22 protein-coding genes, 1 tRNA gene and 1 pseudogene are annotated in these 25,921 nt (G+C 64.5%); 14 read left to right on the top strand and 10 right to left on the bottom strand.

All coding sequences use genetic code 11. The annotated features are described in order from the left end of the window. Positions 1-143: 143 nt before the first annotated feature. Both QX124_RS13305 and glmS read right to left on the bottom strand, forming a co-directional pair. Positions 144-758, bottom strand: coding sequence for a LysE family translocator (locus QX124_RS13305; protein ID WP_315772128.1), 615 nt, complete (start codon positions 756-758; stop codon positions 144-146). 52 nt (positions 759-810) lie between these two features. Then, the gene (glmS, locus tag QX124_RS13300; protein WP_315797383.1) at positions 811-2,637 is read right to left on the bottom strand and encodes a glutamine--fructose-6-phosphate transaminase (isomerizing); all 1,827 of its coding nucleotides are present in this window, start codon (positions 2,635-2,637) and stop codon (positions 811-813) included. A gap of 229 nt (positions 2,638-2,866) precedes the next feature. Between glmS and QX124_RS13295 the strand changes: the two genes are divergently transcribed. Next, the gene (locus tag QX124_RS13295; RefSeq protein WP_315772131.1) at positions 2,867-3,094 is read left to right on the top strand and encodes a hypothetical protein; all 228 of its coding nucleotides are present in this window, start codon (positions 2,867-2,869) and stop codon (positions 3,092-3,094) included. Positions 3,095-3,103: 9 nt separating this feature from the next. Here the strand turns inward: QX124_RS13295 and glmU are convergent, their stop codons facing one another. Then, positions 3,104-4,450: a bifunctional UDP-N-acetylglucosamine diphosphorylase/glucosamine-1-phosphate N-acetyltransferase GlmU gene (gene glmU, locus QX124_RS13290; protein WP_315772133.1), complete on the bottom strand. Its 1,347-nt coding sequence runs from the start codon at positions 4,448-4,450 to the stop codon at positions 3,104-3,106. A gap of 135 nt (positions 4,451-4,585) precedes the next feature. Here glmU and QX124_RS13285 point away from each other — a divergent pair, with 135 nt between their 5' ends. Both QX124_RS13285 and QX124_RS13280 read left to right on the top strand, forming a co-directional pair. Then, entirely contained in the window at positions 4,586-5,941 is a 1,356-nt protein-coding gene (locus tag QX124_RS13285) for a hypothetical protein (RefSeq protein WP_315797382.1), read from the top strand. Positions 5,942-6,049: 108 nt separating this feature from the next. Beyond that, on the top strand, positions 6,050-6,430 hold the full coding sequence (locus QX124_RS13280; RefSeq protein WP_284416120.1) for a hypothetical protein: 381 nt from the start codon (positions 6,050-6,052) through the stop codon (positions 6,428-6,430). Here QX124_RS13280 and QX124_RS13275 read toward each other — a convergent pair. Beyond that, entirely contained in the window at positions 6,390-7,970 is a 1,581-nt protein-coding gene (locus tag QX124_RS13275; RefSeq protein ID WP_315797533.1) for a beta-(1-6) glucans synthase, read from the bottom strand. The two genes, QX124_RS13280 and QX124_RS13275, sit on opposite strands and share 41 nt — an antisense overlap. Positions 7,971-8,351: 381 nt before the next feature. Here QX124_RS13275 and QX124_RS13270 point away from each other — a divergent pair, with 381 nt between their 5' ends. The 4 genes from QX124_RS13270 (at position 8,352) to QX124_RS13255 (ending at position 14,103) form a co-directional block, all read left to right on the top strand. After that, positions 8,352-8,945: a beta-1-3, beta-1-6-glucan biosynthesis protein gene (locus tag QX124_RS13270; protein ID WP_315737893.1), complete on the top strand. Its 594-nt coding sequence runs from the start codon at positions 8,352-8,354 to the stop codon at positions 8,943-8,945. A gap of 353 nt (positions 8,946-9,298) precedes the next feature. Further along, positions 9,299-12,004, top strand: coding sequence for a glycosyltransferase (locus tag QX124_RS13265; protein WP_315797381.1), 2,706 nt, complete (start codon positions 9,299-9,301; stop codon positions 12,002-12,004). Positions 12,005-12,431: 427 nt separating this feature from the next. After that, positions 12,432-12,507, top strand: a tRNA-Lys gene (locus QX124_RS13260). Positions 12,508-12,969: 462 nt separating this feature from the next. Further along, a complete protein-coding gene (locus QX124_RS13255; RefSeq protein ID WP_315797380.1) occupies positions 12,970-14,103 on the top strand; it encodes a TylF/MycF/NovP-related O-methyltransferase in 1,134 nt (377 codons plus the stop codon). Between the two features lie 1,028 nt (positions 14,104-15,131). Here the strand turns inward: QX124_RS13255 and QX124_RS13250 are convergent. The 3 genes from QX124_RS13250 to QX124_RS13240 form a co-directional block, all read right to left on the bottom strand. Beyond that, entirely contained in the window at positions 15,132-15,989 is an 858-nt protein-coding gene (locus QX124_RS13250; RefSeq protein WP_315797379.1) for an IS3 family transposase, read from the bottom strand. Next, positions 15,986-16,387, bottom strand: a complete 402-nt coding sequence (locus tag QX124_RS13245) for a helix-turn-helix domain-containing protein (RefSeq protein WP_315797378.1) — start codon at positions 16,385-16,387, stop codon at positions 15,986-15,988. Before QX124_RS13245 ends, QX124_RS13250 begins: the two co-directional genes overlap by 4 nt. Positions 16,388-16,626: 239 nt before the next feature. Then, on the bottom strand, positions 16,627-17,049 hold the full coding sequence (locus tag QX124_RS13240; RefSeq protein ID WP_315797377.1) for a hypothetical protein: 423 nt from the start codon (positions 17,047-17,049) through the stop codon (positions 16,627-16,629). A gap of 90 nt (positions 17,050-17,139) precedes the next feature. On the opposite strand from QX124_RS13240, the pseudogene QX124_RS13235 reads away from it, so the two are divergent. After that, positions 17,140-17,277, top strand: a pseudogene (locus QX124_RS13235) (IS256 family transposase); the annotation flags it as partial. Positions 17,278-17,360: 83 nt separating this feature from the next. Here the strand turns inward: QX124_RS13235 and QX124_RS13230 are convergent. Then, a complete protein-coding gene (locus QX124_RS13230) occupies positions 17,361-17,849 on the bottom strand; it encodes a hypothetical protein (RefSeq protein WP_315797376.1) in 489 nt (162 codons plus the stop codon). Between the two features lie 121 nt (positions 17,850-17,970). Further along, positions 17,971-18,510, bottom strand: coding sequence for a hypothetical protein (locus QX124_RS13225; protein ID WP_315797375.1), 540 nt, complete (start codon positions 18,508-18,510; stop codon positions 17,971-17,973). 1,244 nt (positions 18,511-19,754) lie between these two features. Here QX124_RS13225 and QX124_RS13220 point away from each other — a divergent pair. Next, complete coding sequence (locus tag QX124_RS13220) at positions 19,755-19,964, top strand: hypothetical protein (RefSeq protein ID WP_315797374.1); 210 nt, start codon at positions 19,755-19,757, stop codon at positions 19,962-19,964. A 123-nt stretch (positions 19,965-20,087) separates the two neighbouring features. Further along, complete coding sequence (locus QX124_RS13215) at positions 20,088-20,711, top strand: LysE family translocator (protein ID WP_315797373.1); 624 nt, start codon at positions 20,088-20,090, stop codon at positions 20,709-20,711. A gap of 303 nt (positions 20,712-21,014) precedes the next feature. Here QX124_RS13215 and QX124_RS13210 read toward each other — a convergent pair whose 3' ends face one another. Next, complete coding sequence (locus tag QX124_RS13210) at positions 21,015-22,652, bottom strand: isocitrate lyase (protein WP_315797372.1); 1,638 nt, start codon at positions 22,650-22,652, stop codon at positions 21,015-21,017. Between the two features lie 144 nt (positions 22,653-22,796). Here QX124_RS13210 and QX124_RS13205 point away from each other — a divergent pair, with 144 nt between their 5' ends. From QX124_RS13205 to QX124_RS13190, 4 genes are all read left to right on the top strand, one after another. After that, positions 22,797-24,272, top strand: a complete 1,476-nt coding sequence (locus tag QX124_RS13205; RefSeq protein ID WP_315774705.1) for a short-chain fatty acyl-CoA regulator family protein — start codon at positions 22,797-22,799, stop codon at positions 24,270-24,272. Between the two features lie 159 nt (positions 24,273-24,431). Further along, a complete protein-coding gene (locus QX124_RS13200) occupies positions 24,432-24,842 on the top strand; it encodes a hypothetical protein (RefSeq protein WP_315737883.1) in 411 nt (136 codons plus the stop codon). Positions 24,843-24,974: 132 nt separating this feature from the next. After that, entirely contained in the window at positions 24,975-25,388 is a 414-nt protein-coding gene (locus tag QX124_RS13195; RefSeq protein WP_315737882.1) for a response regulator, read from the top strand. Positions 25,389-25,482: 94 nt separating this feature from the next. Beyond that, positions 25,483-25,911, top strand: coding sequence for a group II truncated hemoglobin (locus QX124_RS13190; protein WP_315737881.1), 429 nt, complete (start codon positions 25,483-25,485; stop codon positions 25,909-25,911). Positions 25,912-25,921: the final 10 nt, after the last annotated feature.

Genomic DNA, 25,921 nt, shown 5'->3' with positions numbered 1-25,921 from the left:
TTTTGAAGGGCAAAGGCCCTCTTTCCGACACATGCGCGCTTTGCCGCTGACCTGTGGCCCGGCAGCCGGACACCCATTCCAGGCGGAAGGTGCTTCAGGTCCCGTTGCGGAGAGTTGCGACGCGGACGGCCGAACGCGGCGCCCTAGGCGCTGCGCAGCGGCAGGGCCAGCCCGACCGCCACGAAGATGCCGCCGCAGACCTGGTTGAAGCGCCGCCCGACCCGCGCGAGCCAGGGGCGAACCTGGGCCGCCGCGCTGGCGATGGCGTATTCGGTGACGAACTCGGTCACCGTATAGGTGACGGCCACGACGGCGAACTGCACCGCCAGGCTGCGATCGGGATCGATGAACTGCGGCAGCAGCGCGCTGAAGAACAGCAGGCATTTCGGGTTGGTCGCCGCGGTCAGGAAACCCTGGCGGAACAGCGCGTGTCCTCTGGCCGTCACGGCTTGGTCGGCCAGATCGACGCCCACCGGCGGCGCGAGCCACAACTTGACCCCGAGCCATGCGAGATACAGCCCGCCCACCCATTTCAGCACCACGAGCCAGGTGATCGACGACTGCACCAGCGCACCGATGCCGAACATGCACAGCGCGATGACGAGGATGAAGCCGATCAGGCCGCCCGAGATCGTGAACAGCGTCCTGCGTCCGCCGTGCAGCGCCCCGTGCGTCAAGGCGAGCAGGCCGTTCGGGCCTGGCGTCAGGGAGATCCCCACGGACGTGACAAAGAACAGCAGCCAGGTGTTGAGGGCCATCCCGATCCCCGTGATCAAGCGAACCGACCGAACCGCCGGGCCGGACGTTTGCCTATTCCACCGTGACCGACTTGGCGAGGTTGCGCGGCTGGTCGACATCGGTCCCCATCACCACGGCGGTGTGGTAGGCCAGGAGCTGCACCGGGATGGCGTAGACGATCGGCGTGAACGTCGCGGCCATGTCCGGCATGGTGATCGTCACCAGCGAGTCCACGGTCGCCTCCTCGGCTCCCTTGGCGTCGGTCATCAGGATGATCTTGCCGCCGCGCGCGGCGACCTCCTGCATGTTCGACACCGTCTTCTCGAACACGCGATCATAGGGCGCGATGACGACGACCGGCATGGTCTCGTCGATCAGCGCGATCGGGCCGTGCTTGAGCTCGCCGGCGGCGTAGCCCTCGGCGTGGATGTACGAGATCTCCTTCAGCTTCAGCGCGCCTTCGAGCGCCAGCGGATAGGAGGTGCCGCGGCCGAGATAGAGCACGTCCTTCGACTTCGCGATCTCGCGGGCGAGCTTCTCGATCTGCGGCTCGGTCGTCAACGCCGCCGCGATCAGGCGAGGCACTTCGACCAGGCCATGCACCAGCTTGGTCTCGTCGGCTTCGGAGAGCTCGCCGCGGCCGCGACCTGCCGCGATCGCGAGCGCCGCGAGCACCATCAACTGGCAGGTGAAGGCCTTGGTCGAGGCAACGCCGATCTCCGGGCCGGCGAGCGTCGGCATCACGATCTCGCTCTCGCGCGCAATCGTCGAGGTCGGCACGTTGACGACCGAGAGCGTGTGCACGCCCTGCGACTTCGCATAGCGCAGCGCCGCCAAGGTGTCGGCAGTCTCGCCGGACTGCGAGATGAAGATGGCGAGATCGCCCTGGCGCAGCGGCGCCTCGCGGTAGCGGAACTCCGAGGCGACGTCGAGCTCGACCGGCACCCGCGCGAAGCGCTCGAACCAGTATTTGGCAACGAAGCCGGCGTAGCTCGCGGTGCCGCAGGCGGTGATCGAGATGCGCTGAATGTCCTTGAAGTCGAACGGCAGCCGCGCCGGCAGCACTACGCGCTCGGTGCCCATGTCGACATAGCGCGCCAGCGTATGGCCGACGACCTCCGGCTGCTCGTGGATCTCCTTGGCCATGAAGTGGCGATAGTTGGCCTTGTCGACCAGGAACGACGACGCGCCGGATTTCAACACGTCGCGCTTCACCACCGCGCCCGAGGCGTCGTGGATGATGCCGGAGTCGCGGGTGATCTCGACCCAGTCGCCATCATCGAGATAGCTGATCGTGTCGGTGAACGGCGCCAGCGCGATCGCATCCGAGCCGAGGAACATTTCACCGTCGCCGTAGCCCATCGCGAGCGGCGAGCCCTTGCGCGCGCCGATCAGGAGGTTGCCATGCCCCTTGAACAGGAAGGCCAGCGCGAACGCGCCCTTCAATTGCGGCAGCGACGCAGCCACGGCCTGCTGCGGCGAATGGCCTTTCAGCAAATAGGAGTTGACCAGATGGACGACGGTCTCGGTGTCCGTTTCCGACGCGAACCTGGCGCCCTGCTTTTCGAGCTCGGCCCGTAGTTCGCGAAAATTCTCGATGATGCCGTTATGTACCACGGCAACGTTGTCAGTCGCATGCGGATGCGCGTTGCTCTCGGTCGGCTTGCCGTGGGTCGCCCAGCGCGTGTGACCGATGCCGGCGTGCCCCTTCAGCGGATGCTGCTCGAGCCGCTTCTGCAGGTTCTTGAGCTTGCCCTCGGCGCGCCGCCGGTCCAAATGATCGCCCTCGAGCGTGGCAACGCCCGCGGAATCGTAGCCGCGATATTCGAGACGTTTCAAGGAATCGACGAGATGCTCGGCAACCGGCCCGCGTCCCAGGATCCCGATGATTCCGCACATCAGCGCTAGTCCCCAAATCGTCGAGAAAGATTCAAAAGCGTGGCATTGTCTTAACGAAAACCGCGCGCTTTCAGGATTCAATAATTATTGCGGATTGCGACAGGGTTAAGTGGGAGCCCTAACCGAGGGCCTGCATGCAACTCCGGTTTGATGCGGAGGTCCGGTTCGGAGCGCACTTAACGCCCGGTCAACGCTTTCGCGCAGAGACTGTCGCGTCGGAGAGGACGCCATGACCTATAGCCGCCGCCCAACTGATCCCAAAGGCACCAGCCCGCTGAGCCTGTCGCATCCGACCTCCGGAAGCCATCTGGCGCACTGGCCGCCGCCGGCCTTGAGCAACGAGCTCAAGCCGATGCCGATCAAACATCGCGCCAACGAGCCCGTCAAGCACGCCACCCGCCGCGGGTGGCGTTTGACACGTGCGATGTTCGCTGAGTTCCAGGACGACGAAAGCTGATTTCTCAGCTCACTTCTTGTGGCGTTGCTTGGCATTCCGGAAGCGCGCCGCGGCGCCCTCACGCGTCGTCTGCGGGCTCCGCTCGAGCGCCAGCGCATCATCGGGAACGTCGCGCGTGATCACCGAGCCAGAGCCGATATAGGCGCGGGCGCCGATGGTGATCGGCGCCACCAGCGAGGTGTTGGTGCCGATGAAAGCGCCCTCGCCGATATTGGTCTTGTGCTTGTTGAAGCCGTCATAGTTGCAGGTGATGGTGCCGGCACCGATATTGGCATTGGCCCCAACATGGGCGTCGCCGATATAGGACAGGTGATTGACCTTCACGCCCGCCTCCAGCACGGCGGCCTTGGCCTCGACGAAATTGCCGATCTTGGCACCGTCTCCGAGTGTCGTACCGGGCCGCAGCCGCGCGAACGGCCCGAGCAGGCTGTTCCGGCCGAGCTTGGACTGCACGATGTGCGAGAACGAATGCACCACCGCGCCGTCGCCGATCGACACGCCGGGGCCGATCACGACGAACGGCTCGATGGTCACGTCCTTGCCGAACGTGGTATCCGCAGCGAGGTAGACGGTCTCCGGCGCGACCAGCGTCACGCCTGCATCCATCGCCGCGCGGCGCAGCCGGTTCTGCATCACCGCCTCGGCTTCGGCGAGCTGCGCCTTGGTGTTGACGCCGCGCACCTCGTCCTCGGAGGTCTCGATCACGACCGCCTCGAGCCCCTGCTCGCGCGCGATCGCCACCGCATCGACCAGATAGTACTCGCCCTTGCTGTTGGCATTGCCGATCCTGTCGAGGATCGCGAGCGCGCGACGGCCGTCCATCGCCATCACCCCGGCATTGCACAGCGTGATCGCCCGCTCCGCTTCGCTTGCATCGGCCTGCTCGCGGATCGCGACCAGCTTCGATCCGTCGAGCAGAAGGCGTCCATAGCCGGTCGGATCGGCGGCGCGGAAGCCGAGCACGGCGAGCGCTGCGCCTTCCACGAGCGCTGCCCGCAGCCGCGCGAAAGTCTCGGCCGTGATCAGCGGCGTGTCGCCGAATGCGACCAGCAGATCGTCTGCGCCGCGCGCGATCGCCTGCCGCGCCGCCAGCACCGCATGCGCCGTCCCCAGCCGCTCGCGCTGAACGAAGATATCCGCGTCGGGCCGCAGGCGCCTGGCTTCCTTCTCGACCGCTTCGTGCCCTGGCCCCACCACCACGGCGATGCTGGCGCCATCGCCTTGCGGCGCCGCCGCCAGGACGTGCGCGAGCAATGATTCGCCGGCGATGGGATGCAGCACCTTGGGGACGCTCGTGCGCATCCGCGTGCCCTCGCCTGCCGCAAGCACGATGGTCAGACTGGATCGAGCGGTCATGAAACACCTGGGATGAAGGGAGCGCATAGGTCGCGCTGTCATAATGCGTTTTCTGCGCGGGGCAAACCGCACCCGCTGAAGCCCCTGGTGGTTTTCCTGTTAATGTTCGCTTCGTGATTCGATTAAGGCAGGTTCATGGCTAAGGACTCCCGCAAATCCGCCGGCACAAATGGAGCTGAGAAGACGGGGGCGACTCTGTCCGGAGTGTTTGCCGACGAGAACGAGTTCGATCGCCGCGCCCTGTGGCGGCTCGGCTGGTGGGGGGCTGGCGCCGTCGGCGCCGTCGGCCTGGCCGTTTTCACCAATCAGGCCGCACAGGGATGGCGGCAGGACCGTGTTTCCGCGGCCGATCTGTCGCGCCAGGCACAATTGCTGCAGTCGCTGGCCCGCGAGACGCAAGGCGAGGCGCGCCAGCTCGGCGCGGCCATCGAGACGCTCAACACCGATCGCGACCGGCTGTACGCGCGCGTGACCGTGCTCGAGCAGGGATTGGACTCGGTGACCGGCGCGCTGGCCAAGCAGAGCGCCCAGGCAACCGCCAATCCCGCCCCCGGCGGCAAAGCCGCACCCGCGCCGCAGATCGCGGCCGTGGAGTCCCAGGCCACGGTGGCGGCCCCATCGAGTTCCGCGGCGTCCAGCCCCTTGCCGGCCTACGCGAACGCGTCGCCGTTCATGCCGATTCCCAACGGGGCCGCCGGAATCAGTCCGGCTCAGCCCGGTTCCCCGGCGGCTGCCGCGAGCGCCGACAAGACGAAACAGGAGCAGTCCAGGCCGATGTCGGCCGGGCTGTCGGGTGCTTCGTCATCGTCCGTCTCCGCCGCTCTGTCGCCGACCCCGCCTGCACCCGCCGTCGCGGCGACCGGTTCCCAGCCGCCTGGTGGCGCACCGGACCCGGCCGGCAAGCCGGCCGAGACCGACAAGCTCGCAAAGGCTGAGCCCGCAGAGGCCGCCGCCAAGGGCAATGACAGCACGGACGTCACGGTCACGGCGGTCCAGAAGACCGAATTCGCAGTCGATCTCGGCGCGGCCAGCTCGCTCGGAGGATTGCGGGCGCTGTGGCGGGATCTCGTGAAGACCCATGCCGACCTCGCCTCGCTCAGGCCGATCATCATCCTGAAGGAAGGCCGGAGCGGTCCGGGCATGCAGCTGCGACTCGGCGCCGGCCCATTGGGCGACGCGGCCACGGCGGCGAAGATCTGCGCGGTGCTCGCCGAGAGCCGGCGTGCTTGCGAGACCACCGTCTATGACGGCCAGCGCCTCGCAGTCCGCGAGGAGCCGGAGGGGGCCGAGGCGGCCAAGCCGGGCGCTCCCGCGGTTGCCGCCCAGAAGCCGGTGCAGCGCCGGCGCACGTTTCAGCCGCAGGCCCAGCAGCAGCGCCACGGCAAGCGCGAGGAGCCGCCGCCCACGGCAGCAGCACCGGCGCCGCCGCCGGCAGAGGCGCCCAAGCCCGAGCAACCGTCGGCGCTGTCGTCGTTCTTCCGCCGCTCCTGAGCCTCAAATCATCGTGCGGCCAAAGCCGGTTGGGACGGATTGTGAAAGCAGTCCGCGAACCGGCTTTGCGGCTTGTCCGACGATCCTTTCCGCAGCATAGTCCCGCGCATGAAAAAGACCCCGTTCCGCCTCTCGCCCTATCAGGTGCAATGGCTCCTGATCATAGGCTTCGTCACCGTCGGCTATGCCCTCTATCTGCGCTATCTCGCGATCGAGCTGTCGAGCGTCGCGCTGGCCTGCGATGCCGGCCTGCAGACGCTGGCCTGCAAGAGCCGGGCGGTCGCGACCACGCTGTTCAAGAATTCGGTGTTCGGCGCCACCGCGCTGGTGATCGCGGTGCTGCACGTGATGCGGCCGTCGATCGTGCTCTTGACCGGCGGACTGATCGCCGCCGGCCTCGGCATCGTGCTCTACAACATCGTGCTGTCGGGCCTGGCGATCGGCCTGCTCATTCTCGGATTTGCGCGGCCCGCGCCCGCCACAGCGTGAACGCCAGCAGCAGATACATCGCGCAGGTCCACATCGCCTGCCAGTTGTCGCGGCCCTCGTTGTAGATCACGTAGACCGAGGAGATCGCGAGCAGGCCGGCGAAGCTGGCCTCGGCGATCGGGCGCGCGCCCTGCGCCGGACGATTGCCGAGCAGCATCGCGAACGGCACCGCCGCCATGGTCAGGCTCGCGAACGGGAAATCGCGGTAGCGCGGGTCGAATACAAAGCCGAGCGCCGTCTCGGCCGCGATCAGCACCGTCACGACCAGGACCAGACCCAGCAGGTAGGTGATCTTCAACTGCTTGCGGCCGTCATTCGGTCCGAGCAGGTCGAGAAAGGTCGGCAACGGCCGCCCGGCCATCGCCGCGTTGGCGCTGAGGATGGGCGCCAGGACGCCGGCAGCGAGCAGCGCCCCCCAATGCAGCCAGCCGCCGACACCGAGGCTCTCATAGAACATCTTGTCCGCGGCCATGCCGAACAGCACGCCCGCTGTCGTCGCGGAGAACCCGACCCCGATCCAGGCCGAAACGTGCGGCGGCCAGGGCCGGCGCCGCACCGTCAGCCACCCGGCCAGGAACACCACGAACGACAGGATCATGCCGCCGCCCATCTGCAGCTTCCACAGCGGATAGTTGCTGACGGGCTCGCCCGGCGGATATTTCAGCGCCCGCGTATCGTCGCTGATCAGGCCCCAATAGCCGCCGACCGTGCCTTCGAGCTTGCGCTTCCACGGCTGGTCATAGGCCTCGATCAGGTTGACGCGGAAGTTCTCGCGCTTGGCGAGGCTGAGGATCTCCGACACCACCCGCGCCTGGTTGGCGCGCGACGGCAGCGCACCCTCGCGCATCCGCCCCTCGCTCGGCCAGCCGGTCTCGCCGATCAGAATCTCCTTGCCCGGAAAGGCGACGCCGACCTGCTGGCGGATGGCGTCGACATGGGAGGCGGCGAATTTCGCGCGCACCGGCATGTCCTCCCAATACGGAAGGATATGAACCGTGACGAAGTCGACGATGTCGTAGAGCTCGCGATTGCGCAGCCAGAACTCCCAGACGTCGGCATAGGTCACGGGGACCTGGACCTGGGCCTTGACGCTGCGGATGGTCGCAGCGAGATCGGCGGTCGTCATCTCACCGCGCAGCAGCACCTCGTTGCCGACCACGACCGCCGTGATCACCTTCGGATAGCGCTTGATCAGGTCGACCGCGATCGCGATCTGCTGCTCGTTCTTCAGCTTGTTGGAGCCGAGCCAGATGCCCTGGATCACCTTGATGCCGACCCGGGATGCGATTCCCGGCACCTGGTCGAGGCCGTTCTCGATCGAATAGGTGCGCACGCATTCGGAGATCTTGGCGAGCTGCACCAGGTCCTGCTCGATCTGCTCGGCGTCGATATGGGTGGTCGGATCCAGCGGGCTCTGCTGGCCGCGGAACGGCGCATAGGACACGCACTGCAGCTTCGAATCGAGCTCGATCGGCGCGCGCGCGAGCGTGATCGGCTGGGCCAGCCACCACCACGCCGCGGCGATGACACCCAAGGATATGAGCAGAAGCGCCAAGGGCGTAGGAAGGGATTTCAGTTCCGTGTCTCCAGGCAGGGTGGTGTCGATTACCCGGTCGGCGGCGATCTGCCAAGTAGGCGATCGGCCGAGCCCTCCGGCACTCTTGGCGTACCCGCTCCAAATCACCCTTTTACGATGACGCGAGAAAGTTGGTACGTTGCTGGACAAAATCCGAGATTCCGGTCATTGGGAATCCCGGTTGACCCCGGCCGTCGCAACCAGGTTTCTCGGCCCTGCGCAAGCGCCCGTCAGGAACGCTCCGCGACAGTCGGAATCAATCTCCCGCCGCAATCGGGGCCGATTTGATCGGCATCACCACTGCGTCCGTCAGGGGACGGCACGAAGGCAACAATCGGGGAATTTATGGGTCGACGCGTGCTCAAGTCCAAGTTTTCGGTTTCGCGCCTGTCCGCGGCTCTGGGCCTCGTGCTCCTCATCGGCGCGCCCGGCGCCCTCGCCCAGAGCGGCAGCGACCATCCCCAGGACCAAAAGCCGCAGGCGGCCAATCCGGCCGACGTGTCGAGGGACAACCAGCGCAAGGCCGACGAATTCACCGAAGCGTCCCAGGCGCTCAGTGGCGGCCCGGCCGGCAATCCCGAATGCGTCTGGCTCGGCCGCCGCGTCGTCCAGCTGATGTACAACGACGACCTCGATACCGCCTTCCGCCACCTCGATCTCTATGACCGGTTCGGCTGCCCCGGTGGCCACGTTCAGGCCGCCTTCCGCTGCCTGACGCGATTCATCCCGCAGATCGATCCGAAGGTGCCGAACTCGCTGAACAACCACGTCCATACCTGCTGGATCAATCCGGACGCGAAGCCGCAGGTGGCTGCGGCGCCTGCGCCGGGCCCAGCCTCGAGCCCGGCAGCGACGCCGGCCGCGCAGGCGTCTCCAGCGCCGACGCAGCAGCCCGCCCCCCAGGCTTCGCCCTCGCCCCCGCAGCCTCCGGCGAAGTGACCGGCGCTGAGGCAGGCAGGACGCACGATCCCGGCGACCGCCCCCCATGCGTGGCGTGCGCATGACAGCGCTCCGATCACGTGGCAGGATACGATCGAGATACGATCGAGGTCGTCGACGCGCGCTTGAGCCTCGCCCCGGTTCAGGCACCGTTCAGCATCATTGGGCTCTGTTGGGATGGCATATGATGTCGCGGCCTTCGGCTGTGACGGCGTGAGAATGACCGCCTTCGTCGTTCGTCGTCGAACGTCACGCGTGAACGTGCTCCCGGTAGCATCGCATACCCGAGATGGAACGGCGACCGACCGCTCCGCTTCGCCGCTGACTTGATCCTAGGAATGGTTGCCCCTCCAATGCGTGCCGTCGTCGCCGTCCTGCTCCTCGTCACCGCTGTGCACGCCGCCCTCTGGGGACTGCTGCAGGACAAGCAGGAGGCCCCCAATTTCACCGGCCTGCTGCAGAGCGTCTCCTACGATCCGCATGAAGGAACCGGGGCCCCCGGCGCCAACACCGTGGCCTCGCCGGAACGCATCCGCGCCGACATGAAGAAGCTCGCCACGATGACGCGGGCCATCCGGCTTTACTCCTCTACCGGCGGCCTCGAGATCGTGCCGCCGCTGGCCGCGGAGGCCGGACTGAAGGTGATGCTCGGCGCCTGGATCGACAAGGATCCGGACCGCAACGAGCGCGAGATCCAGTCGGCCATCACCCTCGCCCGCCGCAACAGCAACGTCATCGGCATCGTGGTCGGCAACGAGACCATCCTCACGGCGACCCAGAAGGTCGATGAGCTGATCGAGAAGATCAAGCGCGTGAAGAAGTCGGTCAACGTGCCCGTTACCACCGGCGACGTCTGGAACAGCTGGCGCGACAACCCCGAGCTCGCGGCCAATGTCGACTTCATCGCCGCGCACGTGCTGCCCTATTGGGAATTCTTCACCGACGACCAGGCCGTCGATCAGGCGGTGGATCGCTATCAGCTCCTGAAGAAGCAGTTCCCCGGCAAGCGCATCATGATCGCCGAGTTCGGCTGGCCGAGCCAGGGCTACAGCCGCAGCGGCGACAACCGCGGCCCCGCCGTGCCGGGCCCGCTCCGGCAGGCGAAGGTGCTGCGCAATTTTCTCGCCCAGGCCGCCTCGATCGGCATGGAATACAACATCGTCGAGGCCATCGATCAGCCCTGGAAATATTTCGAAGGCGGCGTCGGCCCGTATTGGGGCGTCCTGAATGCCGCGCGCGAGGCGAAATTCGCCTGGAGCGGCCCGATCGTGAATCCCGACTATTGGCAGCTCGCGGCCATCGCGCTGCTGGTCGGCGTGCTGCTGTCGCTGCCGATCGTGCGGCTGCGCCAGCCGACCGTGCTGCAGGCAATGATGCTCGCCATCACGGCACATGGCGTCGGTGCCTGGGTCTCCAACGTCTTCGCCTATTGGAACGTGCACTATTTCGTCTGGGGCTCGACCTTCGCACTGACCCTCGGCCTGATCCTCTTGGTTCCATTGATCCTCATTGCGATGGCCCGCATCGAGGAGATCGCCGCGATCGCCTTCGGCCGCGAGCCGCGCCGTCTGCTGACCCGCGACAAGGCCGCGCGCGACCGCGCCGCCATGCCGGAGGGCTATTGCCCGAAGGTCTCGATCCACGTGCCGGCCTATTTCGAGCCGGTCGACATGATGAAGCAGACGCTGGATGCGCTGGCGCGGCTCGACTACCCGAACTACGAGGTCGTCTGCATCATCAACAACACGCCCGACCCGGCGTTCTGGCAGCCGATCCAGGATCACTGCCGCATGCTCGGCGAGCGCTTCAAGTTCATCAACGCCGAGAAGGTCAAGGGCTTCAAGGCCGGCGCCTTGCGCATCGCGATGGAGCGCACCGCCGTCGACGCCGAGATCATCGGCATCATCGACGCCGACTATGTCGTGACGCCGGACTGGCTCTCCGACCTCGTGCCGGCCTTCGCCGACCCCGCCGTCGGCCTGGTGCAGGCGCCGCAGGAGCATCGCGACGAGGATCTGTCGCTGATGCACTACATCATGAATGGCGAATATGCCGGGTTCTTCGACATCGGCATGGTCCAGCGCAACGAGGAGAACGCGATCATCGTGCACGGCACGATGTGCCTGATCCGGCGCGCGGCGATGGACATGGCCGGCGGCTGGTCGAGCGACACGATCTGCGAGGACACCGATCTCGGCCTCGCCATCCAGGAGCTCGGCTGGCAGACCCACTACACCAACACCCGCTACGGCCAGGGCCTCCTGCCCGACACCTACGAGGCGTTCAAGAAGCAGCGCCACCGCTGGGCCTATGGCGGCTTCCAGATCGTCAAGAAGCACTGGCGCCGCTTCCTGCCCGGCCGCAGCCGGCTGACCTCGGACCAGAAGCGCGAGTTCTCGCTCGGCTGGCTCAACTGGCTCGGTGCCGAGAGCCTCGGCGTCGTGGTCGCGATCCTCAACCTGATCTGGACGCCGATCGTTGCCTTCGCCGGCATCGCCATTCCCGACAAGATCCTGACCATCCCGATCCTCGCCGCCTTCGTGGTCTCGCTTGCCCACTTCCTGATCCTCTACCGGCTGCGGGTGGCGGTGAAGCCGTGGCAGATGCTGGGCGCGATGGTCGCGGCGATGAGCGTGCAGTGGACCGTCAGCCGCGCCGTGGCGCAGGGCCTGATCACCGAGCACCTGGCGTTCGCCCGCACGTCCAAGGGCGGCCTGTCGCGGATGTCGATCGAGTTCCAGGCGTTCTGGGAGGCCGTGATCGGCGCCCTGCTCCTGATCGGCGCCACCATCCTGATCGTGACCAACACGCTTGCCATCACCGAACTCTACATCTTCGCCGCCGTCCTGATCCTGGAGAGCCTGCCGTTCCTCTCAGCGGTCGCCATCGCGCTGCTGGAGATGTCGCGCATCAACTCCTTCGAGTTCTGGCGCTACACCACCGTCCGCACCGCCGAGCTGATCGGCCTGCGCCCGGTCTGGGTGCCCGAGCTGGCGGGGCCCGGGATGCAACCGGCGCCGCTGAGCGCGGCAGCAACGAAGGCGGCGGATAAGGCGTAGCGCCGAGCGAGGCCTGCCGAAGCCTGCACCGCGTAGCCCGGATGAGCGGACGCAAGGGCCCCGAAGGGCGCAGGCGGCAGCGACATCCGGGGTCATCGCGACGGGGCCCGTGAGACCCCGCATGTCGCCGTCGCTCTGTCGAGCGCCGGCGGCGGCTCATCACGGCGGCTCATGGCGGGCGACGGCCCCGTCATCGCCGCGCCCGAAACGATCGTCGATCTCCCGTGGTTTCCCCCGCCCGCCCTATTGACCGGAACGGACCCACCCCCTACACAGCGCCCACGACAGCATGCGGCCCAAGGTCGGGGTTTTTTGCCGCCCCGATCTCATGCCGCAGTGAACCACGGCCACGCCGCAAGCGTTCCGATGGGTACCTGCCGACGATCCGGACAGTGACGGCCCTGCCGTCGCACCGCTTCTTGGAAGCGAGCGCGTAGCTCAGCCGGTAGAGCACGTGACTTTTAATCATGGGGTCCCGGGTTCGAGTCCCGGCGCGCTCACCAAGATCCCGAACGATCGAATAGTCAGCTTGGCAGACGCCTCCCTTGGCCACGTCGGAACATCGGTAAGACGATGCGTGGCCTAGATCGCCCGTAAGCGGCGGCCTGAATGGGTCTCGATCGGAACTCGATTTCGTATTCGATGAGTCGAACGCCCTCGATCCTCACGCGGCTTTGGGTCCTCAGTCATTTCCTTGGCTACGATGCTCGTACGAACCCGGCGGGACGTCTCCATGTTCTCTTCCATCCAGGCGATGTAACGAGGAAGCTGCCGAATCACGCGGTCAGACGCGCCGCGCGTCCGCTCTCGCCCGTCAGCTCGATCATGTCGGCACCTCCACGTCTGTCGGAATTGCAGTCTGCGCAACCAGGGTGCTAAGAACGACAATCAAAGGTATCGCAAGTCATTTTTATCGAATTCCGGTAAGGCCTTTTTGGCAAGGCGTTCGCGCCAGTGGAGCCAGCATGTCTGCAAGCTATGGCGCCGTGATCAACCGGCTGCTCAACGGCGTCGGCTTCCAACTCATTCGCCAATCGACGCTCGATCAGCTGGTCTCGTCGGCCCGCAATGGACATGCAAGCGAGCAGGACAACGAAGGTGAGGATCAAGTCCGAACGGATTCGCAAGCCAGCGAACCGACGGAGACGGTATCGGCCAGCTATCTCCAGAACCTGCAGCGCGAGAGTTTGGCGCTTCGTGAGATGTCGACCGAGCTCATCAAGCTCAAGCTGCAACTGGCCGGAGCGAACGACGGCACCAACACGAGCGAGCCCTCGACTCCGGACGTTGCCGGCCCCCGGCTCTACACACCCGTATACGACTACGCGGGATTGCGAACCGATCCCGCGATCGTGCACAACCATGACTTCATGCGGGATCCCCGCTTCGTCGCCGCCTACGAACGTGGCGCCGCCGCCGAGGGCTATGAGCCTCGCTATTTCTGGCGGACGCACGTTGCGCTCTGGTGCGCCAGCATCGGCGTCAGCCTTGGCGGCGATTTCGTCGAATGCGGCGTATGTCGCGGCATGCTCAGCTCTTCAATCATGCACTATCTCGACTGGAACAACATCCAACGTCGATTTTTTCTGTTTGATACGTTTACCGGTGTCGACGAGCGCCTCGTCACCGATGAGGAGGTCGCAAGCGGCAACCTCGGCTACTTCAGAGAGATGTACAAGACCGACATCTATGAGGATGCCGTTCGCAACTTCTCCGAATACAAGAACGTCGAAATCATTCGTGGCAGTGTCCCATCGAGCCTGTCGACCGTCGACATCAATGCCGTCGCTTATCTGTCGATCGACATGAACAATGTCACGCCCGAGATCGCGGCCATCGACCACTTCTGGAGCAAGCTGCAGCCAGGCGCCCCGGTTCTGCTCGACGACTATGGTTTCGTCCGCTACGAGGCCCAGAAGCGTGCGTTCGACGCTTGGGCCGCTCGGCATGGCGTCGCTATCCTCGCGCTTCCCACAGGACAAGGCCTGATCATCAAGCCGCCACCGGCGTCGGGGGCTGTACGCCGGAAGCGGCGCTTCATAGCTCCATTTTTGCGCACCGCCACCGTGAAGCGTTTTTTTGGGATGACGACGGCGTAAGGTTGTCCACATGCCGACTGGCTTGTTCGGCCAAACCAAGGCACAATCGAGAGTTGCAGTCCTTGATTTAATTGCCGGGGCGTTTCGATGAATTGGGCAAGAACAGTCGTCGCGATTCAGTTGAGACTTACGGTGACAGCGCTGGACTGCACCCCTCAAGTGAGACACAGATAATTTCTGTGACAGTGCACAAAATTGAACGTCCCTCCGTCACTGACTTTAGTGCACTGGCACCGTAATCCCTGACAACGGATGAGGAGCGCGATGTGTGGATGCGCGCGCCGTGGGATGAATCGAAGGCGCTGCAACGGCAGTTGCCGGATGATGCGTTGAAGATTGTCGCTCGCGGTGTCGACAAGGGAGATCAGGCAGCGGCATGATCAGGACGGCCAATCAATGTCCGCTTTGCCGAGCTATGGCAAAAATCAAGATTTTATCAAGTAACGCCAGCAAGTCGGGTTGCCACATTCACGAAGTATCGCCCTTTCATCTTGTGGATTGTAAAGATACCTTGTTCCCTTCGGGATAGAAAAGTTATGCATTGTATATCCTCCGGGGATATCCGGCGCAGAGAAGCCAATTGGGGCTTCGTCAACGTCTTTTTCTGTGGTCCCCTCAATCCATCCCTGTCGTTTGAGATGGTCGACGTCGTGTTGCGATAAGCCACCCGCTCGAATAGGATTCCAGTTAGGATTGAATCTTCCCATATTCTTCATTTCAACTTCCTCCGGCCTGCACCTTAAGATTTTTTATGCAAGAATTACAATCTAACATATACTTCTACTGCTCGCCATAAGTTTTGGAGCAGCTGTGGCCGCCTGACTGGGGGCCCCATCGCACCAGCATGAGTGGGCGTGACAGCCAAGGGTCGGCGAGCCGCTGCAGCGGATGAGGAGACCGGAAATACGGTAAATACGGTGACAGTGCACTAATTCGATCGTCGTTTTCGTTCCTGAATATTGAGCACTGGACTGCACCCCTTAAGTGAGACACAGATAATTTCTGTGACAGTGGGGTTGCCACGACGACTATCGTGCCTTGTTTTGCGCGAACGCGGCTTCGAACTCAATAGGCGATCGATAGCCGAGCGCCGAGTGCAGGCGCTCCTTGTTGTAGACATCCGCAATGAAGCTATCGATCCGGCGGCGAGCGTCTCTTATGTCGGAGAACGCCTTGCCGTTGACCTCCTCGGCCTTGAGCGTCTTCATGAAGCTCTCAGCCTTGGCGTTGTCGAAGGGGTTGCCCGGCCTGCTCATGCTGATCGTGATGTCGCGATCCGCTAATATTTGGCGATAGGCGATTGACGCGTATTGCACGCCGCGGTCGGAATGGTGGATCAGGCTGCTGCGTTGCGGCTTGCGGGCCTCGATGGCCTTGTTCAATGCTGCAATCGCGAGCGAGGCATCGAGCGTGTTCTCGAAGGCCCAGCCAACCGCCTTGCGCGAGAAGGCATCGAGGATGACCGCGAGGTAGGCGAAGGTCGTGGCGAGATGGACGTAGGTGATGTCTGCGACCCAGATCTGATCGGGAGCGGACGGCACCAGGCCGCGCACCAGATTGGGCACCACGACAATATCCCTTGGTCGCTCTGCAGGCGGCTTCAGGAATGGCGCCTTGCGCTGTGCGAGAAGATTGTCCTCGCGCATGAGCCTGAGCACCTTCTTAGCATTAACGACCATGCCTTTACGTCGGATGGTGGCCGTCACGCGCCGGTAGCCGTAGAACGGATGCTTCAGGCAAATGCGTTGGATCTGATCGCGCAGCTCGCAGTCGGCAGTCTCACGACTGCGTTTGTTGAGATGCCGGTAATAGGTCGCGCGTGGCAGGCCGGCCAGACCGCAGAGCCGTTGCACGTCGGCGTGGGACTCCGTTGCCTCCGATGTCATGGCTTTGATGACTTCGATGATGCGGGTGCGGGTCCGCCTTGCGCTGCCGGCCGCTCCAATGCGCGCAAGGCTTGCCGAAAAAAATCGAGATCCATCTGCTGACGGCCGACAAGCCGTTCGAGTTCGGCGATGCGAGCATTTGCGCGCGTCAGCGCAGACCGCTTGTCGTCATAGGTTGCCGTAGCTTTGAGCTTCCGGGAGCCGGGCTTCGGCCCTCGCTTGCGGTTCAATCCCTCGGGTCCTTGCGCCTTCCAGGCCTTGATCCAGTCATGCAGGATCTTGCGAGATATCCCAAGCTCGCGAGCCACAGGCAGAACGCCTTCGCCTCGCTCGACGCGCTTGATCGCCTTCAGTTTGTAAGCCGTCGGAAACTGACGGTTCTTCCCTCTTGCTGCCACAGGTCATCCTCGAAATGCCTGTCACAGAAATTATCGTGTCTCACTTAAGGGGTGCAGTCCAGCAGCGTCACCGTAATCCTGATCCGAATTATGTGCTCATCGTTGATGCCGCGCATGACGTCGCCTTTAGTTGAATGTCGATAGCCCTCACGAAGGGCCCAAGACTGCGATCGGCGTATTTCAGCCCGGTGGTACAGAGCGATGTTGGCGTACAACGCGAGCCCCCAACGATGCCGCTTTCAGAATCCGTCGATGTTGTCCCGGATGAACTGCTGCAGGGCGGGACTATAAGCCGGAAAGTCATCTTCCCGGAATCGCTTGTCCGTTCGCAAGAATTCCGCGTGATACGAGAGATGAAGCCTAAGGTTCGTGCCCCATTCTTCACCATCATATTCGAGGAGCTCCTCTGCGGCGTAAAGAAAGCTCGCAACAAACCACTCGTATTCTTCCGTCTCGCGATCGGGCGGCCTTCCATAGGCCAACTTTGGATGCTGGACACAAAGCTTCAAGAACTCGCGGAACGTAGCTTTGGCCGTGGTCTCGCGTTGGTTCTTCCGGTTGAGGTGGAACTGCCGCCACGCGATGGCGACACCAACGAACGCGATGAACGTCGTGGCAAGCGGTGCCACTTTGGCCCATTGTTGGGCATCAGCAAGTGTCATTGTCTGATCCTCCCAGCCACGCACCGATCATGTCACAGGAACAGCATCTGACAAGAACATCAGCGGCAACGAACAAGCCCTGTTGCAGCTGAGGGCGCGCAGAAAAGCTGGCGCCGCCTCGATGGCTACAACCAGTTGCCAAAACTCGTTCTCGGTGTGACATTCAACGACGGGATCGAGGTCATCGCCAAACCGACTGACCGTCAGCTCGTAACCGCCGCCGCCTGACCGGCCCGTCCGTCACCAAAATTTGGCGATAGCTCACGGCGGATCACGATCCGCCCTACGGACCTTTTCCGGGTTACGCGCTATCAGAGCCCTTCGTCTCGAAGAATTTGCTTCGCCTTTTCGTCATTGAGCGCAGCAGCTTTCCTCACCCAATAGATAGCCCGTTCTGGATCCTTTGCAGCACCATTTAGGCCACGAGCGTAGTTTACTATCATTTCCCGAATGGCCGCCAGATGACCCGCTTCTGCCACTCGCTCCTTCAAGTCGAAGGCTCGAAAATAGCGCTCCTTGGCAGTCCCGGCTCCAAGTCCGCGCCGAAGAGCTCCCGAAAGATAGAGAAGCGAATCGAAGTCCCCGGGTCCGATTGCCCGTTCGGCTTTTTCCATCCAGTGCAAACTGGAAGAGTTGTCTCCCTTGTCTTGCAGATACTCCGCCATCTCGATCATGGCCAAAATAGAGCCCTTTGCTATGAACTGCTCTAAATAGGAGACAGCCGTTTCCTCTTCACCTTGTCTAAGAAGCTCCCGAGCTTCTCCTACATCAAAGCCCAATGCGTCCGAGAGGATCTGCACGGAAGCCTGCTCCATCGATCGTGGCGGGAGATGCACACAGCGCCGTGCAGGGTTCCCGCGCAGCCAGTTTCATGCGCGTCACCGCAACGGCCGTAACCGCCAATAACGAAAGAGCCGTCCTTCACCTCCCGGAGGGATCGGCCTCCAACACGACCTTCGCCACGGGATAACGCCAGTCGTTCTTCGTGTTGTCGGCGGCGGCATCGATGCCTGCCACGATCACCGCACCAAGGATCCCGCCATTGACGCCGCTGGCCAGACGAGCCTGGCGCGTTGCATCGAAGGGCGCGACCGTGATCATCCGCTTTTGATAGCCAGGCTTCTGGCAGGTCACGGCAAGCGTGCTCGATTGTCCGCGGTAGAGCGGCACGCGCACCTTCGCGGGGCTCGTCATGGTTGCGCTGAAACCGGAGGCTTCCAGTGAGCAGGAAGCCCCGGCCATCTCGACCTCGCCCTGGCCGGGATTGTGAAACGTCCGCACTTCCACAAGCTGGTCACCCGCGAACTCGGGCACGCTTGCGTCGGTTCGGCGCTTCGGCTCGTAGACGTCGATCCCTCGGCTGCCCGTGCTCGGCCTGATGTCGGTCACATTGTTGACCGCAAGCGGCGCAGCACACCCGCCAAGACACGCCCCTCCAAGGATGGCCAGCCAGGTGGCCATCCAACGCAAATAGTCCATTTGAGCCCCCACAGCACCCCTACTGTTGTTGACTAGCGGTAGCAGGGGCCGATCTGGGGAACAATAGCCGCAACCTTAGGGGGAATAGAGCGACTATCAAAAACCGATGACGTTGCGGACAGGACACAGTCGCTGTCGTCCCCCAGCATCAAATACGTCGGTGGTCATGTGTCAGACGATCGCCAGCGGCGGGAATTCAGGGTCATCAACATGACGCGGTTGCCCCGCCACAACCTTCCTCGCGATCAATGCCAGGGCGGCGCGCTCGGTACCCGCACAGGTTGCAGTGACCGGTGGGCATCCCGGATCATGGCGCGACGGCGCTGCGCTTTCCAGCAACATGTGCTGTGAGGATGCACGGACAAACTTATTTCATCAGGCCGCTCAACACGATCACCCCTGTCCAGTCCGCTTCTGAAAAATATTTCTCTTCCATTTTTCCGAAACTCATGATTGACTGTCCCCATCCCGTGCTCCTCGAGAGGGGCGGATCGCGATCGTCACGGACGTTGGGCGCGGGATGCGGCGGCCGCAGGCGGGTCGCAGCGTGCTTGAGGCGCGCGGACGAACGACTCCGTGCGGACGTGAAATCGCGTGGTCCTGGCGCCCCGAAGCTGGCGCCAAGTCCTCAGGGGATGATGACCCCGAGGGCGACGGTGGCTACCAAGCCGGACACCGGGGAGATCGCGTATAAGCGTGAAGACCATCGCGCGGGGAATGCCGGATGTCGGCTGAACCTGTGGTGACTGCCGCCTGCTTTTCTTCTGCAGGCGGGCCATGGGTTGCGGCCTGCAGCCCGGCATTCCCCGCGCCCTCTGTTTCATGGGGGCGAGACGACCAGCAAAGCTCGGGCGCGAAAGGCGTCGCGACGATGGTTGAACGCGCCCACCTGCCCCGCAACCCCTCCTGCATCGTGATGAGGTACAGATGGCCCGGCCGAACGATCGTCATGCGGCGGGCCTAGCCGCCGTCGCCCGTTGCGTCCCCGCGGTGCGGACGCACGCGGCTTTCAATCACCGGCTGCCGGGAGCGCGCGCACGAACAGCAACAAGATCTTACATGGCGACATCCGACCTGCGCAAAAGCGCCGCGGACGCGGCGTGTGTTCGCATGTGTGGCCGCACGCGATCGAACCGATGGCGATCGTCGCGGTGCAGCCGCGATCGCGTCAACCGTATCGTGAGGAAGTCCCGATGTCGTCACCCACGCCAACAGGACGGCGGGCCATGCTCGTCCTGCTCGCCGTTCTCCTCCTCGGCAACATCGCCGCCATCATCGCGTGGCCTTCGCATTGCGGCACGAGCCCACGGCTCACGATCGGCGCGGCGGTCATGCTCGCCGGCTGCGGCGAGGCCGACGCCGCTGGTCCTCACCTCGAGGCGATGCGGCGGCCGCATCGGGCCTCCGAGCCGGTTGAAATGGCGAGGGCTCCCTGACATCGTGGCCGTCACCCGTGTTCAGCGATCAGCAGCCCGCCGAGATCGAGCGCGGCGACGCGCTGAGGCTGCTGCCGCGCCTTGCGGGCTGATGCGCCTCGTCTCGCCCAAGGAGCTTTCCCGATGTCCTACGCCTTCCTCTTGACCTCGCTGATCGTGGTGGCCTCGCCCGGCACCGGCGTGCTCTACACGCTGGCGGTGGCGCTGACGAAGGGGTCGCGGATGAGCGTCGCCGCGGCGTTCGGCTGCACGCTCGGCATCATCCCGGCGATGCTCGCCGCGATCGTTGGCCTTGCCGCCGTGCTGCACACCAGCGCGCTGGCCTTCGCCGCGCTGAAATGGTGTGGCGTTGCGTATCTCTTGTACATGGCCTGGCAGACGCTCGGGGAGCGTGGCGCGCTCTCGGTGGAGGCCAAGGATGACGCGAAGGACGCAGCGCGCTCGGCCGGGCGAGTGGTGCTGACCGGGTTTCTGGTCAACATCCTCAATCCCAAGCTGTCGATCTTCTTCCTCGCCTTCCTGCCGCAGTTCATCGCCGCGGACGAAGTGCATCCGCTCGCCGCCATGCTCGAGCTGTCGGCCACGTTCATGGCGATGACGTTCGCGGTGTTCGTTGTCTACGGGCTGTTCGCCTCAGCGGTGCGCGATCGCGTCGTCAGCCGCCCCCGGGTGATGGCGTGGCTGCGCCGGGCGTTCGCCGGCGGCTTCGCCCTGCTCGGCGCGCGGCTGGCGCTGAGCGAGCGCTGAGGTGGTCGCGCTGGGGCGGAGCGGTCGCGGATGACGAGACAATCCTCAGCCACACGAAGTTGGTCAATTTGTTACTCGTCATGCCCGGGCTTGTCCCGGGCATCCACGTCGTTCCAAGGACGCCAATCGACGTGGATGGCCAGGACAAGCCCGGCCATGACGGTGTGGAGGGAGTGCGCCACAAACCTTGAGCCGCGTACGCGACCGCACTCCGCCGTCAGGCGTACCATCAAAAAGCGAAACCCGCCTGAAGCCATTGGCTCCAGACGGGTCTCATCAGTTCAGCAGTTCACCCGGCAGAGATCAGCCGAACTGGTTCATCGTGTTGTGCGCACCGCCGGCCTTCAGGGCCTTGTCGCCCGCAAAGTACTCCTTGTGGTCGTCGCCGATGTCGGAGCCGGCCATGTTCTGGTGCTTGACGCAGGCGATACCCTGGCGGATCTCGGCGCGCTGGACGTTCTTGACGTAGCCCAGCATGCCCTGCTCTCCGAAGTACTCGCGGGCGAGGTTGTCGGTCGAGAGCGCGGCCGTGTGGTAGGTCGGCAGCGTGATCAGGTGATGGAAGATGCCGGCGCGCTTGGCCGAATCCGCCTGGAAGGTGCGGATGCGCTCGTCGGCTTCCTTCGCCAGCGGGGTGTCGTCGTACTCCGCCTTCATCAGCTCGGCGCGGTTGTACCTGCTGACGTCCTGGCCCGCCTCCTTCATCGCGTCGTAGACCTGCCAACGGAAGTTGAGGGTCCAGTTGAACGACGGCGAGTTGTTGTAGGCGAGCTTGGCGTTCGGGATCACCTTGCGGATGCGGTCGACCATCTTGGCGATCTGCTCGATATGCGGCTTCTCGGTCTCGATCCACAGGAGGTCGGCGCCGTTCTGCAGCGAGGTGATGCAGTCGAGCACGCAGCGGTCCTCACCGGTGCCGGGACGGAACTGGTAGAGGTTGGAGGGCAGCCGCTTCGGACGCAGCATCTTGCCGTCGCGGTTGATGATGACGTCGCCGTTGCGGGCGTTCTCGGGCGTGACCTCCTCGCAGTCGAGGAAGCTGTTGTACTGGTCGCCGAGATCGCCGGGCTGGCTGCTGAACGCGATCTGCTGCGTCAGGCCGGCGCCGAGCGAGTCGGTGCGGGTGACGATGATGCCGTCCTCGACGCCGAGCTCCAGGAAGGCGTGGCGGCAGGCGCGGATCTTGGCCAGGAAGACGTCGTGCGGCACGGTGACCTTGCCGTCCTGATGGCCGCACTGCTTCTCGTCGGAAACCTGGTTCTCGATCTGCAGCGCGCAGGCGCCCGCCTCGATCATCTTCTTGGCGAGCAGATAGGTCGCCTCGGCATTGCCGAAGCCGGCGTCGATGTCGGCGATCACAGGCACGACGTGGGTCTGGAAGCCGTCGATCTTGGCGATGATGTCGGCTTCCTTCGCCTTGTCGCCGGCCTTGCGGGCCGCGTCCAGCGTGCGGAACAGGTCGTTGAGCTCGCGCGAGTCGGCCTGGCGCAGGAAGGTGTAGAGCTCCTCGATCAGCGCGGGCACCGAGGTCTTCTCGTGCATCGACTGGTCCGGCAGCGGACCGAACTCGGAGCGCAGCGCCGCGATCATCCAGCCCGAGAGATAGAGGTAGCGGCGGTCGGTCTTGCCGAAATGCTTCTTGATCGAGATCAGCTTCTGCTGCGCGATGAAGCCGTGCCAGCAGCCCAGCGACTGGGTGTACTTGGTGCTGTCCTCATCGTAGGCGGCCATGTCGGCGCGCATCACCGCGGCGGTGTAGCGGGCGACGTCGAGGCCGGTCCGGAAGCGGTTCTGCAGGCGCATGCGCGCCACGGCCTCGGCGGTGACGCCGTTCCAGGTCGGCTGGGTCTCGAGCAGCGCACGCGCCGCCTCGACTTCGGCCTGATAGGACGCCGGCCCCTGGATGGCCTGATCGCTCAATCCACGCGGTTGGAAATTCATGTCCGTGATCCCTTGGTTAAGGACAACCTGGGACCTGTTGTAAGCACGCTGGGACGGCGGACCAGACATTGCGCGGAAAACTTGTCACACTTTACAAACATCTCGTGTATAGCTGTAAGGAGATTACAAGACCGGGATTTGGCCATGACCACCGCCACGGCACGATCGATCTTCATGGGCCCGCGCCTGCGCCGCCTCAGGCGCGAGCTCGGCCTGACCCAGGCCGACATGGCCGCGGACCTCGAAATATCAGCGCCTTACGTGGCGCTCCTGGAGCGGAACCAGAGGCCGGTGACGGCCGACATGCTGCTGCGGCTGGCGCGGACCTACAAGATCGACCTTGCCGATCTGGCCGGCGACGGCGGTGCCGACCACACCGCGCGGATGCAGTCGGTCCTGAAGGACCCGATGTTCTCCGACATCGACATTCCCGCGCTGGAGATTTCCGACCTCGCCGTCAGCTATCCCGGCATGACCGAAGCCTTCCTGCGCCTCTACACGGCGTATCGCGAGGAGCAGCTCGCGCTGGCCGAGCAGCGCGCGCCGGCGCTGGCCGGCACTGCGCCGCGGCCGGGCAACGACGGTTTCGACGCCAACGATCCTGTTGCCGACGTCCGCCGCTTCCTGGCCGCCCGCCGCAACAACTTTGCCCAGCTCGACGATGCCGCCGAGCGCCTCGCCCAGGCCATCTTCCAGGGGCCGCCGACCGGGTCCCCGCAGGTCTCGGCGGGGCCGGCCGGCTTCATCGAGCGCTTTCGCGCGCGGCACAATCTCCAGGTCCGCTACATGCCGCCGAACGTCATGCTCGGCTCGCTGCGGCGGCTCGACCTGCACCGGCGGCAACTCCTGATCGAGGACTCCCTGGACAGCGCGAGCCTGAAATTCGAGCTCGCCCGGCAGCTCGCTTATCTCGAGCTCGATACCGAGATCGGCGCAGCGCTGGAGGACGGCAAGTTCGCCAGCAAGACCGCCGAGCTCTTGGCGCGGCGCGCGCTCGCGGCCTACGCGGCGGCTGCGATCATCATGCCCTATTCGATCTTCGCGAAGGCCGTCGATGCGAGGGCCTATGATCTCGAGGCGCTGGCGCGGCAGTTCGGCACCAGCTTCGAACAGACGGCGCATCGCGTCACGACCCTGCAGAAGCCGGGCGCCGAGCGGATTCCGTTCTTCCTGATCCGGGTCGATCCCGCCGGCAACGTCTCAAAACTGCTCGACGGCGCCGGCTTCCCGTTCGCGCGCCACGGCGGCGCCTGCCCGCTCTGGTCGGTGCACGGCATCTTCAAGACGCCGCGCCAGATCGTCACGCAATGGCTGGAGCTGCCGGACGGCCGCCGCTTCTTCTCGATCGCGCGCACGGTGACCGCCGGCGGTGGCTCCTACGGCGCCGTCCGGGTCGAGCGGGCGATTGCGGTTGGCTGCGCCGCCGAGCATGCGGGCCAGTTGATCTACACCCGCGACGGCCACGGGCCTGATGCCAACGCGCCGACCCCGATCGGCGTCGCCTGCCGGGTCTGCCACCGCCCGAAATGCGCGGCGCGCTCGGCGCCGCCGATCGGGCGCGAGATCCTGCCGGACGATTTCCGGACGTCGTCGGTTCCGTTCGGCTTCTCGGCGGATTGAGCATGGGCCGGCAATGGAACAAGGAGCTGGTCGGCGGCCGGGATGGCGGGCGAAAATCCGCCAAAACGGGCTGCAAATCGGCTGGGACGCCATGGCCCTTGACGGAACAGCCATAAACCGGACAAAGATTGCGCCAAAATGTCGCGGCGGAGATTGGCTATGAGATACGTCGACGGCGCTGTGATGTTCCTCAGTCTGTGGCTGCTGGCATCGATGGTCCTCGACGCCGTGACGCCGCCCGAGCTGAACTTCTACATGATCGGCCCGATCATTGCGCCGGCCGCGATCATCACCGGCTTCCTGTACTGGCTTCGCATCCCCTCCCGCGACTTCGTGCTGGCGTCCGCAGCCATCTGGATGGTCTGCGAGATGACGATGGAGATGATCACCCCCAAGCCGCTGTCGCCGCTGCTGGCGGTGGCCGCCGTCGCGCCGCTGCTGGTGGCCGGGATCCTCCTGCACGTCCAGCACTGGCGCCAATCGAGCGGCCGCTCGCCACCGCCCGCTTCGGCGCCGACGACCAATCTGCCGGGCTCCTCCAACGCGATGCCGGGCCGGCGCCCGTTCTGAGCCGCGCCGGCAATGGTGGATAGCGTGCAGCTTCCCGTTGTTCTACGGGACTGGATGTTTACGAGGAAATCAGAAACCCCCTCTTAAGCTCCGCCGGTCCATCAGAAGCCGACACACAGCCGCGCGGGGACCATGCTCAACGAACTTCTCGTGATCGAAGATGCCGACGTTCATCTGTCGATCCTGCGCAAGATCGCCGTGCAGGCGGGCTTTGCGACGACCGGCGTGAACTCGGTCGACGGCGCGATGAACGTGCTGCGCCGGCGCAGCTTCGAATGCATCACGCTCGACCTGAATCTGGGCGAGCGCTCCGGCACGGAGGTGTTGCAGCTGTTGGCGGACATCAAATCCCGCACGCCGGTGCTGATCATCAGCGGCTCCGACGATCAGACCCGGGACGTCACGGTCCGCGCCGGCAAGATCCTCGGCCTCAACGTCTATCCGCCGTTCTCCAAGCCGGTCGACCTCGCTTTGCTCCGACAGACGCTGCGCCAGATCGCTGCCGATACCGACCGGCAGCGCCGCGTCAAAGCGAGCATTCGCTAGCCCGAACGCCCCCTCGTTTCCCGCTTGATCCAGATCAAGGCGCCATACCTCTGCCGCTTGTTGGCTGCAGAGGGAGGAGCGGAAACGAGATGCGATGACGGCAGCGAATTCAGCCAACGAAGCAGAAGCAGTTGTGATCGAAGCGACGCCCTATGAGCTCGTGGGCGGCGAGGCTGGCGTGCGCCGTCTGGCGGAGCGCTTTTACACCATCATGGACCAAGAGCCCGGCGCCAGCCGCATCCGGGCGATGCACGACGCCGATCTTGGTCCGATCAAGCAGTTGCTGTTCGAATTTCTCAGCGGATGGCTCGGCGGGCCGGCGCTCTATTTCGAGCGGGCCGAGCATCGCTGCATCATGTCGGCGCACCGTCCGTATCCGATCGGCGATGCCGAGCGCGACGAGTGGATGACATGCATGCGCCGCGCGATGTTCGATTGCGACATCACCGGCGACATGTATGCACTACTTGATCAAGCATTCCTGCGGATGGCCAACGCATTCCGGAGCCGCCAGGCGAGCTGACTGGAACTCC

Source organism: Bradyrhizobium sp. SZCCHNRI3043, assembly GCF_032377735.1.
Lineage (GTDB): Bacteria > Pseudomonadota > Alphaproteobacteria > Rhizobiales > Xanthobacteraceae > Bradyrhizobium.
Note: the sequence above shows the minus strand (reverse complement) of the source record. Positions and strands in the feature narration are given on the sequence as shown.